Here is a 13868-nt window from a genome sequence, read left to right as displayed (position 1 = left end):
AGGACGCCATGTTCTACTGGCTGCTCAAGTTCGTCTTCCCGGGACCGTTCATGCATCTATACAACCGGCCCGTGGTCGAGGGCGTCGAGAACGTTCCGACGGACGGGCCCGCGATCATGGCGGGTAACCATCTGTCGTTCTCCGACTGGCTGTTCGCGCCGCTGCTGAGCCCGCGCCGGATCAACTACCTGGCCAAGGCGGAGTACTTCACCACCCCTGGCTTCAAGGGACGCCTGCAGAAGTTCTTCTTCAGCGGCACCGGCCAGTATCCGATCGACCGCAGCGGCGCCTCGGCCGCCGACGACGCGCTCACCGCCGCCACCAAGCTCCTCGACGAAGGTCGCCTCGTCGGCCTGTACCCCGAGGGCACCCGCTCCCCCGACGGCCGCCTCTACAAGGGCAAGACCGGCATGGCGCGCCTGGCGCTCGAGACCGGCGTCCCGGTGATCCCGGTCGCGGTGATCGGCACCGACAAGGTGAGCCCGCCCGGACCGTTCAAGTGGCGTCGCCAGAAGGTCACGCTGAAGTTCGGTGCGCCGCTTGATTTCTCGCGCTACGAGGGCATGAGCGGCAACCGCTTCGTCGAACGCGCCGTCACCGACGAGGTGATGTACGAGCTGATGCGGCTCACCGGCCAGGAATATGTCGACGTGTACGCGCACAGCCTCAAGAAGGGCGTCGCGCCCACCGACAACCAGATCGACGCCACCCGCATCCCCGAGACCAAGGCCGGCTGACCCGAAACCTGGTGCGCCACACGACGAGCCGACGCCCATCGATGCTGCCCGGATCGAACCTTCGCGCACGCGTGCGCCGTTGCCCGGACACCTTCGCGCCCGATTGGTAACCTTTGCCGGGCACAGGCCGGCGGCCACCACCGGTGGCGGGCGTCGGGGACAGCGAGGTGGACATGGCCGGAGGCGAATCCGACGAGGCTCGCGTCATGCCGTTCGCCCGGCGTGCGTCCCCTCGTGACGGCAATCCACCCACCGGCCGGGTAGTGCGCGGCGCCCGCTTGGCCGCGGTGCCGGTGGCCTATGCGGGCCGCCGCATCGCGGGCCTCGGCAGGCGCGCCGCGGGTCGCGACCCCGCCGCCGTGGACCGCGACATCCGTGTTCGCACCGCCGAACACCTGTTCCAGGTGCTCGGTGAGCTCAAGGGCTGCGTCGCGAAATTGGGCCAGCTCCTCGGCCTGCTCGAACTCGGCCTTGCCCCTGACCTGGCCGAGCCGTACCGCCAAGCGCTTGCCCGACTGCACGATTCGGCACCCGCCATGCTCCCCGGCGCGGTCCACGCCGAGCTCGCCACCCATCTCGGGCCGCACTGGCGCTCACTGTTCCTCGAATTCGACGACCGAGCCTCCGCCGCCGCCTCGGTCGGCCAGGTCCATCGCGCCCGCTGGCACGACGGGACTCAGGTCGCGGTCAAGGTCATGTACCCCGGTTCCCGCCGCGCGGTCCTGGCCGACCTGCAAGCCCTGCGTCGCGCGACACCGCTGTTCACCGCGCTGCTGCCCGGCGCCGACACCCGGCCGGTGGTGGAGGCGCTGTGCAACGAGATCCGCGACGAACTCGACTACGCCCGCGAGGCCGTCAACCAGCGTGCCTTCACCGCCGCCTTCGCCGATGACCCCGACGTGGTGGTGAGCCGGGTGATCGCTCAGCGCGGCGACGTGCTGGTCACCGAATGGCTCGACGGTGTTCCGCTGTCCCGGTTGATCATTCGCGGCAACGCGAACGAACTCGATCGGCTCGGCGTGCTGATCATGCGCTTCCTGTTCTCCGCCCCCGCCCGCGCCGCCCTCGTCTATGGCGACCCGCACCCGGGCAATTTCCTTCGGATGCCCGACGGCAGGCTCGGCGTCGTCGACTTCGGCGCCTGCACTGCGTGGCCCGGCACCTTCCTCGACGTCGCGAGCGACGTCGGCGCCGCCGTCATCGCCGACTCCCCCGCCGACCTCGAGGCCGCCATGCGCCGCCACGGCTTCGTCGCCCCCGGCCGCGACCTCGACATCGCCACCGTCGCCGCCCGCCTCCAACCGGTCCGCGAAGCCCTCCTCGCCCCCACCTACCCCCTCTCGGCCGACTGGCTCCGCGAGCAAGTGCGCCTCGCCACCGACCTGCGCCTGACGAACATCCTGCGCCAACTCACCATGCCCCCCGCCCACACCCCCATCCTGCGCTCCTTCCTCGGCGGCCTGGCAGTGCTGTGCCAACTGCACACCGAGGTCCCCCTCCGCGCCGAATGCACCCGCTGGTACCCCGAAACCGCCGCCGCCGCGGGTCTGTAGCGGCGTCACCCTCGTTCGGCCCGTCGTACGGCATCGTTCATGTTCCGTTGCCTTGCTAACGACCGCGTGTTCCGACCGGTGGCGCACCGTGAGATTCATGGCTGTTTCGGATTTCGCGATGTCTCGGCGCACGCTGCTGCGCGCCACCGCTCTCGGTGTGGTGACTGCTCCCGCTCTGGTGGCCTGCGGGGATGACGGGCCCGCACTGGTGCGAGCCAGGCCTTCGCTCACGCACGGGGTCGCGGTCGGGGACCCGCGTAGCGATGGCGCGTTGATCTGGGCTCGGTCGGACACACCGGCGACGCTGGTGGTGGAGACGTCGGCGAGCGAGAAGTTCACGGACGTCAAGCGATTCACCGGGCCGCTGCTCACCCCCGCGACCGACGGCACCGGGCGGGTGCGGGTGAACGGTCTGCCCGCCGGGCAGCTCGTGCACTACCGGGTGCGCCTCGACGGGGAAGGCGGCGCGAGCTCGGAGGCGCTCACCGGTGTGTTCCGCACGGCGCCGACCGCGCCCGCCGACATCTCGCTGCTGTGGTCCGGTGATGTCGCGGGCCAGGGTTTCGGGATCAACCCCGACCTCGGCGGCATGAAGGTGTTCTCCGCCATGGCCGCTCGCGACCCGCACCTGTTCCTGCATTCCGGCGACTGCGTCTACGCCGACAACGCGCTGAAAGAATCGGTGACGCTGCCCGACGGCCGGATCTGGCGCAACATCACCGCCGAAGCGAAGAACGCCCCCGCGGAAACCCTCGACCAGTTCCGCGGCAACTACGCCTACAACCTCACCGACGACAACTACCGCCGGTTCAACGCCGCCGTCGCCCAGATCGTCCAGTGGGACGACCACGAGACCACCAACAACTGGTCCCCCGGCGGCACGGTCGCCGCCGACAAGGGCTACACCGAGCGCAGCATGGACACTCTCGCGACGCGTTCCTGGCAGGCCTTCCACGAGTGGATGCCCTTGGAGCCCAAGGAAGCCGTCGATGGCCGGCTCTACCGCAAGATCTCCTACGGCCCGCTGCTCGACGTGTTCGTCCTGGACATGCGCGCCTACAAGGACGCCAACACCGCCAATACCGCGCCCCAGGGCCAGATCCTCGGCGCCGCCCAGATCGCCTGGCTCACCGAGGGGTTGAAGAACTCCAGGGCCACCTGGAAGATCGTCGCCGCCGACCTGCCACTGGGCGTGGTCGTCCCCGATGGCAAGACCGCCTTCGAAGGCCCCGCCAACGCCGCCCCCGGCGCACCCTCGGGCCGCGAGACCGAGATCGCCCAGGTGCTCTCGGCGATCAAGGCGAACAAGGTCAGCGACGTCGTCTGGCTCACCGCGGATGTCCACTACACCGCCGCGCACCACTACTCCCCCACCCGCGCCGCCTTCACCGATTTCGACGAGTTCTGGGAGTTCGTCTCGGGCCCGCTCAACGCGGGCGCGTTCGGCCCCAACCCCCTCGATCCCACGTTCGGACCCGAGGCGGTCTACGTCCACGCGCCGCCCACCGCGAACACCTCCCCGATGGATCCGGAGTACCAGCACTTCGGCGAGGTGAGAATCGACGGCCGCACCGGAGAAATGACCGTCAACTTGTGCGACGCGACCGGAAAAGTCCTGTTCACCAAGCAACTCGCGCCCACGCGGAAATAGGTGCGAAGTACCCTGCGCACGAACCGCCCACCTGTGGTTAGCTATGCGGTCATGGGCACGCCGCATACCGTCATCTCCGAAGAATATCTCCCCACCGATACGGCGGATGTCGTTCGCACTGTGCGTGATTCGCGCGGTCGGTCGGAACGGTTGACGGTGCGCGGCGGTGAACAGACCGAAGAGTCCTATGGTCTGACCGATCAGCGCGGGGCGCTCTCGCTGCGCAAGATGAACTCGGTCCTCGACATCAACCTGGGCCGGCGCACCGTGCGCGTGCAGGCGGGCGCGAAGCTGTCCGAGATCGACCGCCGCCTCGGCGCGCACGGTCTCGGCCTACCGGTGGTCGGCGATCATCGCGACATCACCGCGGGCGGCTTCGCCTCCGTCGGCGGGGTGAGCACCGCCTCGCACCGCTACGGCATGTTCATCGACCAGATCGTCGACCTCGAATACGTCGACCCCGACGGCCGGATCGGCACCTGCGGGCGCGGTCACCACACCGAGCGGTTCCACCGCATCCTCGGCGCGGGCGGTCGCGCGGGCATCATCACCGCCCTCACCCTGGACGTGGTCGAGGTCGACAAAGACCACACCATGCTCACCACCGACGCCGACCGGTTCCTCGACTTCGACTCCTTCGTCGAGCACGCGACCAACGAGATCACCAACCCCGGCAGCGCGGCCCTACAGGTCGGCCGCTGGGTCGACACCGCCCCGCTGAAGGTGGCGCGCCCGGTCGGCACCGGCCAGGTGACCCTCGGCGCCGTCCGTTTCGGCCAGTGGTCGAGCCTGTACCCCACCGCCCCCACTCGCGGCCTGCGGGCCCGGCGTGAGGTCGGCACGCGGACCCGCAAGTCGTTGGGCGCCATCGCTTCCGCCGCGGGCGGGCGCGCGGGCATGCCGGTGCGCAACGCGGCAGCGGGCGCGCTGATGTTCGCGCCGAAGGTCCTCACCATGCGCGACGCCGAGTACCTGGCCGACACCGTCATCAATTCCTCCGAGCGCGGTCCCGCCTACCGCGTCGGCGTGTTCGCCCCGCTGGCCAACTACGGTTCGGTCTTCTACGGCCTGCACGACCTGTTCTCGGCGCACCGCGAACGCTCGGGCTGCTTCACCGTCATCTCCGCGATGACCTACGGCGTGCGCTCGGAGTACCTGCGCGCCGAAGCCGCCGCCCGCGGCCTCACGCCCGCCGACTACGGCCTGATCACCTTCACCTGCCGCCTGCGCCCGTCGGCCCTGCCCTCGGAGCAGCTGCGCGAGATCGTCGCCGGCATCGACGACATCTGCCGCTCGGAGCAGGGCCTGCGCTACAGCGTCTGAGGAGGGTTCGGCGTTACGCCCGGCTGCGCGTCTGCACGCACTGTGTTACACGCCGAACCCGCTGGTCATGTCGGGTTCGACAGCGGCCATCCGACTATCGGGCATATCCATCTCCCAGTGGATGGGATAGTCGGCTCTACGGCTCACCCGGAGAAAGTGTGATGTCGGTTACGCATTTCGATCGTTCGTCGAATGCGGGCCCCATCCTCGAAAGGACCTCTGATGGTCGCTCCCACTCCGGCACCCGGCGCAGACCGCTGGACCCCACGCCTGATCTTCTCGCTCGCCTCGATCGTGCTCCTGCTGGAGATGCTCGCGGTGAGCTACATGATGATCTCGACGGCCCTGCCGTCGATCGCCGCGCACTACCGAACCACCCAGGGTGCCTGGCTGCTGACGTCGTTTCTGCTGGTCGGCGCCGTCACCGCGCCGCTGATCGGCAAGCTGGCGGACATGTACGGCAAGCGCAAAGCCCTCCTCGGTTGTGTGGCCGTGGCAGCGGCGGGATCGCTGCTGTCGGCGGTCGCGGGCAGCTACGCGGTCCTGATCGCGGGCCGCGCGCTGACCGGCCTGCTCATTCCCTGTCTGTTCCTGAGCTATTCGCTGATCCGGGACGTGTTCCCGGCGAAGACGATCGCGCTGGCGGTGAGCATCGCGACCAGCGGCATGGGATTGATCGCGATCCCCGCGCCGTTCCTCACCGGGTGGCTGATCGACAACCACGGGTTCCGCAGCATCTTCTGGTTCTTCGTCATCGGTCTCGCCGTGCTGGGCGCGCTGATCTTTTTCACGACGGCCGAATCGTCGGTGCGGCTGCGCTCACGGATCGATCCGCTCGGGGCGATTCTGCTCGGCGGCGGCATCGCCGGCATCCTCGTCGCGGTCAGCTTCGGGCCGACCTGGGGGTGGCGTGACAGCACGACCATGGCCTACCTCGCCGGTGGCGTGGTGCTGCTGCTGGCGTGGCTGGTGAGCGCGCGAATGATCCGGGAACCGCTGATCGACCTCGACGTGCTCGGCCGTCGCTCGGTGCTGCTGACCACCATCGGCGCCGGACTCTGCTACGGCGCCAGCGGGCTGTTCACCATCCTGCTGCCGATGCTGGCCATGACGCCCGCCGTGTTCGGGCTCGACTACGGATTCGGCGTCACCGCGGAGGGTTTCGCGATCTTCCAGGCGCCGGTGGGGCTGATGGTGGTGGTCGGCGGTGTGCTCGTCGGCGTGCTCGTCGGCCGCCGCGATGTCCGCCCCCGCATCCTGATGACCTGCGGCATGCTGCTGATGGCCGCCGGATTCGTGCTGACCGCCGCCGTGCACGACAGCAAGCCGCTGCTGATCGTGTTCGCGGGCATCTTCGGCACCGGCATGGGCATGGCCTACGCCGCCATCCCGAATCTGCTGATCGAGGCGGTGCCGCCGCAGTTGCAGGCGGGCACCGCGAGCATCGTCGGCGTCTCGCAGAGCGTGTTCCCCGCCGTCCTGCCGGTCATCGCGTTCACGATCATGAACAACTCCTACATCGCGCCGATCCCGCCGGAGATGACGCAGGGCGCGGTGTTCTATCTGGACCGCGGCTTCACGATCGCCTTCCTGATCGGTGGCGCGACCGCCCTCATCGGCGCGGTGGTCGCCGCGGCGCTGCCGCGCCGGATCGTGCAACTGTCCGGTCCGCGCAAGGTGGAAGGGCCGGAGGAGGAAGGACTGGTGTTCGCGCACTGAGGCATTCGATGCCCCGAGCCGGTCGTGCGGTCGCACGGCCGGCTCGGTCGTTTTTCGGGACAACGACAACGGCCGCCGCGATTCCCTCGACTACGAGGGCGTCGCGACGACCGTGTTCTGGTGGATCAGTGCTTCTCGGCACCCAGGTAGTACTCGAAGACCAGGCCGGCGGCGGCGGCGAGCACGAGCACCACGCCGAGGCCGATCAGCCAGAACTGGAAGAACGCCAGGCCCAGCGCGGTCACCGAACCGGCAGCCGCGAGCAGGATGGGCCAGAAGCTACCGGGCGAGAAGAAGCCCAGGTCACCGGCGCCGTCGACGATCTCGGCCTCTTCGTAGTCCTCGGGACGCAGGTCGATGCGCCGCGCGACGAACCGGAAGTAGGTGCCGATGATCAGCGACAGGCCCGCGGTCAGCACGATCGCGGTGGTGCCCGCCCACTCGATACCGGTGCGCGACTGGGCGGTGAAGAAGCCGTAGACGATGCCCACCAGGATGAAGAACGCCGTGAGCAGTTCGAAGATCCGCGCTTCGATCCTCATATCAGAATCCTCACTTGCTCTCGTTCACCGAAGCGCTCTTGGCATCACGCTTGGTGTTGAAGGGGTACGTGGAGGTGGCCACCGGCGACTCGCCGATCGATGCCAGCGCCTCACCGTTGGTCTTGCCGTCGATGCGCGCCTGCATGTACTTGGCGTACTTCTCCGGCGAAACCGCGCGGACCTCGAAGTTCATCATCGAGTGGTAGGTGCCGCACATCTCGGCGCAGCGGCCGACGAACGCGCCTTCCTTCTCGATCTCGGAGATCTGGAAGACGTTGTCGGACTGGTTTTCCTTCGGGTTCGGCATCACGTCGCGCTTGAACATGAACTCCGGCACCCAGAAGGCGTGGATCACGTCGGCGGCGGCGAGCTGGAACTCGATGCGCTTACCGGTCGGCAGCACCAGGACCGGAATCTCTTCGCTGGAGCCGAAGGTCTCGACCTTGTCGTAGTGCAGGTACGAGAGGATGTCGTTGGCCGGCTTGCCGTGCAGGGGGCCCGGCTGCGGGTGACCCTTGTCGTTCTTCAGCTCACGGTATTCGGCGAGCTGCTCTTCGTTCAGCAGCTCCTTCTCCGTGTCGATGCCGTTCCAGGTGAGCCCGCCGACGTTGTTGATGTTGCGGTAGCCGAACTTCCAGTTCCACTGGAAGGCGGTCACGTCGACGGTGACATCCGGGTTGTCGGTCTTCTCGTGCACGTAGTTCTGCACGACCACGGTGAAGTAGAACAGCACCGCGATGATCACGAACGGGATCGCCGTGTAGGTCAGCTCGAGCGACACGTTGTAGCCGGTCTGGCGCGGGAACTCCGGGGAGTTCTTGCGCTTGCGGTGGAAGATGACCGTCCAGAAGGTCAGACCCCAGACCAGCACGCCCATGGCGAGCGCGGCCAGCACCGACCAGGTCCACAGCTCACGCATCCGGGTGGCCTGCGGGGTGATACCCGACGGCCAGCCGAACCGGAGCCAAACATTGTCGATCGAGCAGCCCGAGACGAGCATCGCGGTGATCCCCAAGGACACCGCCAGCCCGGCCCGCCGAAGGACCCGGCCCTGCCGGCCCTTCTCGGGTCGTGCCCCGATCTCTTCGCTCGCCTTGTGCGCCACGCTCACGCCTTCCTGGTCGCCACACATTCCGACACATTGCGTCGTCCGGGCGGCGATTCGCCCGTTCCGACACCTCTTCAAAGCAGTTTCAGGCCTCTCGAAGTATCGCCGCTGTGACGCCTGCACACCTGAGAAGGACCTGAGTACTACGCAGCGTAGACCAAAGCGGGCACTGTCTTGTCGCGGGGTCACTTTCGACACTCCGCCGTGACCGCACCGATCATCGCGACCTGCGGTTTGATCATCGGCCGGTCGCTGTGTCCCTCGCGCGAGCGGGCGAGCGCGGCGTGTCGGGCAGGTGTGCGGCATACTCGGACACAGCGTTTGGGCCCGTGTGTGGCCACCCCATCATCGAACGAGAGAAGGTTGTCGACACCGTGTGCGGACTGCTCGGATTCCTGACAGCTGATACGGCGACGACCGCGGTGGTCGATCAGGTGTACGACGCGCTGCACTGCCAGCGGCATCGTGGCCCGGACGAGAAGGGCACCTGGCACGACGATCACATGATCTTCGGGTTCAACCGCCTGTCCATCATCGATATCGAGCACTCGCACCAGCCGCTGCGCTGGGGCCCGGCGGACAACCCGCAGCGCTACGCGATGACCTTCAACGGCGAGATCTACAACTACCTCGAGCTGCGCGAACAACTGGCGGCCGAGCACGGCGCCGAGTTCGGCGAGGGCAAGATCTTCGCCACCGACGGTGACGGCGAGGCCATCGTGGCCGCCTTCCACTTCTGGGGCCCCGAAGCCGTGCGCAAGCTGCGCGGCATGTTCGCCTTCGCGATCTGGGACACCGAGACCTCGGAACTGTTCCTGGCGCGCGATCCGTTCGGCATCAAGCCGCTGTTCATCGCGACCGGCCCCGGGGGCACCGCCTTCGCCAGCGAGAAGAAGAGCCTGCTCGAACTGCTGAGCCCGCTGGAGCTGTCCGACGAGCTGGACCCGCGCGCGCTCGAGCACTACACGGTGCTGCAGTACGTGCCCGAGCCCGAGTCGCTGCACCAGAACATCCGCCGCCTCGAGTCCGGCAACTACGCCACGGTGAAGGTCGGCCAGGAGCCGGTCACGACCCGCTACTTCCGCCCCGACTTCCGGGTTCGCCCGTTCGTGGCGGGCTCGGAGAAGGCCCGCTACGCCGAGATCGCCGCGGCGCTGGAGGACTCGGTCGCCAAGCACATGCGCGCCGATGTCACCGTCGGTTCGTTCCTGTCGGGCGGCATCGACTCCACCGCCATCGCCGCGCTGGCCATGCGCCACAACCCGAAGCTGATCACCTTCACCACCGGGTTCGAGCGCGAGGGGTACTCCGAGGTCGACGTCGCCGCCGAGAGCGCCGAGCTGATCGGCGCCCGCCACATCGTCAAGGTGGTCTCCCCCGCCGAATTCGCCGCCGCGATCCCCGAGATCGTCTGGTACCTCGACGATCCGGTCGCCGACCCGGCCCTCGTCCCGCTGTACTTCGTGGCCAAGGAAGCCCGCAAGCACGTCAAGGTCGTGCTCTCCGGCGAAGGGGCCGACGAGCTCTTCGGCGGCTACACGATCTACCGGGAACCGTTGTCGCTCAAGCCTTTCGAATACCTGCCCGCCGGTGCGCGCAAGCTGCTCGGCAAGCTCGGTGACAAGATCCCCGACGGTAAGCGCGGCAAGTCGCTGCTGCAGCGCGGCTCCCTGCGCCTCGAAGACCGCTACTACGGCAACGCCCGCAGCTTCAACGACGCCCAGCTGCGCGCGGTCCTGCGCGACTTCCGTCCCGAGTGGACCCACCAGGACGTCACCGCGCCGATCTACGCGCAGTCCGCGGGCTGGGACCCGGTCGCGCGCATGCAGCATCTCGACCTGTTCACCTGGCTGCGCGGCGACATCCTGGTCAAGGCCGACAAGATGACCATGGCCAACTCCCTCGAACTGCGCGTGCCGTTCCTGGACAACGAGGTCATGCGCGTCGCCGAGGGCATCCCGTTCGACCAGAAGATCACCAGGGAAACTTCGAAGTACGCGCTGCGCCAGGCCCTGGACGGCATCGTCCCCGACCACGTCCTCCATCGCGCCAAGCTCGGCTTCCCGGTCCCGTTGCGTCACTGGCTGCGCGGCACCGAACTCTACGACTGGGCCGAAACCCAGATCGCCGAGTCCCAGACCGGCCACCTGCTGCACAAGCCGGCCGTCCTCCAGATGCTCCGCGACCACAAAGCAGGCGTCTCCGACCACAGCCGCCGCCTCTGGACCGTCCTGGTCTTCATGGTCTGGCACGGCATCTTCGTCGAAGACCGCATCAAGCCGGAAATCCAAGAACCGACCTACCCCGTCTCTCTGTAACCCACGGAAAACGCCCCCTGGTTCGAAAGATCCAGGGGGCGTTCGTGTTCCGTAAGTCAGAGCAGGAAGGCCAGCTCGTCGGCGGCGTCGGTGCCGTAGGCCTTGGTGAGGCGCTCGAGGGCGTCGTCGGTGTTGAGGGTCCACTCCTGGGTGCCGGTGGTCTCCAGGATGAGGACGGCGATCAGGGAGCCGAGCTGGGCGGCGCGTTCCAGGGTCAGGCCGGCGCGGTGGGCGGTGAGGAAGCCGGCGCGGAAACCGTCGCCGACACCGGTCGGGTCGACCTTGGCCACCTCGGGCACCACGCCGACGCGGACCTCGGTGCCGTCGGCGTCGACGACGAGTACACCTTCGGAGCCCAGCGTGGTGACCCGGATGCCGACCTTGGCGGTGATGTCGGCTTCGCTCAGGCCGGTCTTCTGCTGCAGCAGGGCCCACTCGTACTTGTTGGTGAACAGGTAGGCGGCGCCGTCGACCAGTTCGGTGGCCTGCTCGCCGTCGAGGCGGGCCAGCTGCTGGGACGGGTCGGCGGCGTAGGCGATGCCCTGTGCCTTGGCCTGGCGGGTGTGCGCGACCATCGCGTCAGGGTCGTTCGCCCCGACCAGCACCAGGTCGACATCGTGGGCGGCGGCGATCGCGGCGATGTCGATATCGCGCGCCTCGCTCATCGCACCCGGGTAGAACGACGCGATCTGCGCCATCGTCTCATCGGTGGTGCACACGAACCGGGCGGTGTGCGATGTCGCGGACACGTGCACCGCCGAGCAGTCGACGCCGCTGGCCTCCAGCCACTGGCGGTACTCGGCGAAGTCGGCGCCCACGGCACCGACGAGCACCGGACGCTGCTTCAGCAGACCCATCGCGTAGGCGATGTTGCCCGCCACTCCGCCGCGACGGATCTGCAGATCGTCGACGAGAAAGCTCAAGGACACATGATCGAGTTGATCGGCGAGCAGCGCATCGGCGAACCGGCCGGGGAAGCGCATGAGGTGGTCGGTGGCGATGGATGCGGACACGGCAACAGACACGAGGCAGGGCCCCTTCGACGCTAGACGGGGAAACAGAGAAAGCCCGGGACCACCAGATCCCGGACTTCAACGGTAGCAAGCGCCACACCCCTGTGGTTCACCTCAACGCAACCGCGTCGAAAGCGACCACCCCGCGAGTGAATCGCTACTCCCCCGCAACTACACATCTCCCGACCCCACGACCACCCTCACGAGTGAATCGCCGCGCCTTCGGCAACCACCTACGCACTCCCCACGCAACCACCACGTTTTCGGCCGCCCCGGATCCGAGGGGCGAGACGGAACGCCGCAGGCGCAGTATCGCCCCTCGGATTCGGGGTGACGAGGCCGAAAACCCGCGGCGCCAGCCGCTAATTAAAGCTGTCGCCGCAGGCGCAGGAGCCGGTGGCGTTGGGGTTGTCGATGGTGAAGCCCTGCTTCTCGATGGTGTCGACGAAGTCGATCGAGGCGCCGTCGATGTACGGGGCGCTCATGCGGTCGACGGCCAGCTTCACGCCGGAGAACTCGACGACGATGTCACCGTCGAGGATGCGGTCGTCGAAGAACAGCTGGTAGCGCAGGCCGGCACAGCCACCGGGCTGCACGGCGATCCGCAGGGCCAGATCGTCGCGGCCCTCCTGGTCGAGCAGCGCCTTCGCCTTGATGGCGGCAGCGTCGGTCAGCGTCGCACCGTGGGTCTCGGTGGCGGTCTCGTTCTGCACAGTCATGGACACTCCTAGTTCGACTCAGCCCGTCAACGGACCTCAGGTGCACAGCGCACGACTGATTTCAACGCTGTCGCAGCAACTGCTTATTCCTATTTTGCCACCCTCGGCGCAACCAGTAGACGCCACCTGGGTGCTTGTGCCCACAGTACGCCCTGTGACGGCGTGATCTGTGTCGCAGCGCGGCCCCGGATGAGACCGGGCCCACCGCTGAGCGGACCGCATTTCCCGATGGTCGGCATCATCGAATAGCCTGGTGAACGTGAAATTGTTTCGTCGTGACGAGTCCAGCACCATCGACGAGTCCGTCGACCCGTCGGTGTCCGACCCCGAACAGGCCGCCGCTACCGCGTCGACCACCCCCGGTAAGGGCAGGCCGACGCCGAAAAGGCGTGAGGCAGAAGGCAAGCGGCGCGGTCCGATCGCGCCCGCCCCGCTGACCGCCAAGGAAGCCCGCGCGCGCCGCAAGGCCGTCAAGGGCACCAAACAGGACCGCAAGGCCGCCGCCGCCGACCGCCGCGCCGCCGTGCAGGACCGCCGTGCCCGCATGCTCGCCGGCGAGGACAAGTACCTGCTGCCCCGCGATCAGGGCCCGGTCCGCGCGTATGTGCGCGACCTGGTGGACGCCCGCCGCAACCTCGTCGGCCTGTTCATGCCGATGGCGCTGGTGCTGATCCTGTCGATGTTCGTGGCCCCCGGCCTGCAGACCATCGTCACCCTGGCCATGCTGGTGATGATGGTCTTCATGATCATCGAGGGCTTCGTCCTCGGCAAGATCGTCAGCAACCGGGTGATCGAACGGTTCCCCGACACCACCGACACCGGCTTCAAGCTCGGCTGGTACGCCTTCGTTCGCGCCTCACAGATCCGCAAGATGCGCGCCCCGAAGCCGCGGGTAGGCCCCGGCGACGCGGTCTGAGTTCGACCGGACTCCCGAATGCCGTCTCATCCCTCCGGATGGGGCGGCATTCGTCTTTTCAGTGATGGCTCGGGCGGATGTAGTCGGCGTAGCCCGCGATGGCCTTGAGTTCGGTGTCCATGCGCTGGGCGTCGCGGTCGACGATCCCGGTGGATCCGGCGGTGCCGCGACCGATCAGTACGGCGAGTCCGATGATGGCGGCGAGGACGATCAGGAAAGTAAGCATGGCAGTAATTTTGCGCTCGATGATTTTCAGCCGAAAGTGGCTG

At 67.7% G+C, this 13868-nt stretch carries 12 protein-coding genes; 7 read left to right on the top strand and 5 right to left on the bottom strand.

Annotated features, from left to right (window positions below):
• Window positions 1-8: 8 nt before the first annotated feature.
• From ACFWFP_RS30695 to ACFWFP_RS30675, 5 genes are all read left to right on the top strand, one after another.
• Window positions 9-737: a lysophospholipid acyltransferase family protein gene (locus tag ACFWFP_RS30695; protein WP_379300847.1), complete on the top strand. Its 729-nt coding sequence runs from the start codon at window positions 9-11 to the stop codon at window positions 735-737.
• A gap of 173 nt (window positions 738-910) precedes the next feature.
• Window positions 911-2290 (top strand): ABC1 kinase family protein, encoded by a 1380-nt coding sequence (locus tag ACFWFP_RS30690; RefSeq protein ID WP_379300845.1) that lies wholly within the window; start codon window positions 911-913, stop codon window positions 2288-2290.
• A 97-nt stretch (window positions 2291-2387) separates the two neighbouring features.
• Window positions 2388-3941, top strand: coding sequence for an alkaline phosphatase D family protein (locus ACFWFP_RS30685; protein WP_379300843.1), 1554 nt, complete (start codon window positions 2388-2390; stop codon window positions 3939-3941).
• Between the two features lie 51 nt (window positions 3942-3992).
• Window positions 3993-5264 (top strand): FAD-binding oxidoreductase, encoded by a 1272-nt coding sequence (locus ACFWFP_RS30680; RefSeq protein WP_379300841.1) that lies wholly within the window; start codon window positions 3993-3995, stop codon window positions 5262-5264.
• Window positions 5265-5486: 222 nt separating this feature from the next.
• Window positions 5487-6983 (top strand): MFS transporter, encoded by a 1497-nt coding sequence (locus ACFWFP_RS30675; RefSeq protein ID WP_379300839.1) that lies wholly within the window; start codon window positions 5487-5489, stop codon window positions 6981-6983.
• A 125-nt stretch (window positions 6984-7108) separates the two neighbouring features.
• On the opposite strand, the gene ACFWFP_RS30670 is transcribed toward ACFWFP_RS30675, so the two are convergent.
• The gene (locus ACFWFP_RS30670; protein ID WP_101463622.1) at window positions 7109-7525 is read right to left on the bottom strand and encodes a cytochrome c oxidase subunit 4; all 417 of its coding nucleotides are present in this window, start codon (window positions 7523-7525) and stop codon (window positions 7109-7111) included.
• 10 nt (window positions 7526-7535) lie between these two features.
• The gene (locus ACFWFP_RS30665; RefSeq protein ID WP_379300932.1) at window positions 7536-8525 is read right to left on the bottom strand and encodes a cytochrome c oxidase subunit II; all 990 of its coding nucleotides are present in this window, start codon (window positions 8523-8525) and stop codon (window positions 7536-7538) included.
• Window positions 8526-9007: 482 nt separating this feature from the next.
• On the opposite strand from ACFWFP_RS30665, the gene asnB reads away from it, so the two are divergent.
• Window positions 9008-10951 (top strand): asparagine synthase (glutamine-hydrolyzing), encoded by a 1944-nt coding sequence (gene asnB / locus ACFWFP_RS30660; RefSeq protein WP_379300930.1) that lies wholly within the window; start codon window positions 9008-9010, stop codon window positions 10949-10951.
• Window positions 10952-11007: 56 nt separating this feature from the next.
• On the opposite strand, the gene ACFWFP_RS30655 is transcribed toward asnB, so the two are convergent.
• Together ACFWFP_RS30655 and ACFWFP_RS30650 are read right to left on the bottom strand one after the other, a co-directional pair.
• A complete protein-coding gene (locus ACFWFP_RS30655) occupies window positions 11008-11934 on the bottom strand; it encodes a carbohydrate kinase family protein (protein WP_379300928.1) in 927 nt (308 codons plus the stop codon).
• Between the two features lie 392 nt (window positions 11935-12326).
• Window positions 12327-12683: an iron-sulfur cluster assembly accessory protein gene (locus ACFWFP_RS30650; protein ID WP_067459056.1), complete on the bottom strand. Its 357-nt coding sequence runs from the start codon at window positions 12681-12683 to the stop codon at window positions 12327-12329.
• A gap of 316 nt (window positions 12684-12999) precedes the next feature.
• Between ACFWFP_RS30650 and ACFWFP_RS30645 the strand changes: the two genes are divergently transcribed.
• Window positions 13000-13599, top strand: a complete 600-nt coding sequence (locus tag ACFWFP_RS30645; RefSeq protein ID WP_379300926.1) for a DUF3043 domain-containing protein — start codon at window positions 13000-13002, stop codon at window positions 13597-13599.
• A 58-nt stretch (window positions 13600-13657) separates the two neighbouring features.
• On the opposite strand, the gene ACFWFP_RS30640 is transcribed toward ACFWFP_RS30645, so the two are convergent.
• Complete coding sequence (locus ACFWFP_RS30640) at window positions 13658-13825, bottom strand: hypothetical protein (protein ID WP_379300837.1); 168 nt, start codon at window positions 13823-13825, stop codon at window positions 13658-13660.
• Window positions 13826-13868: the final 43 nt, after the last annotated feature.

Source organism: Nocardia sp. NPDC060249, assembly GCF_042728755.1.
Lineage (GTDB): Bacteria > Actinomycetota > Actinomycetes > Mycobacteriales > Mycobacteriaceae > Nocardia.
Note: the sequence above shows the minus strand (reverse complement) of the source record. Positions and strands in the feature narration are given on the sequence as shown.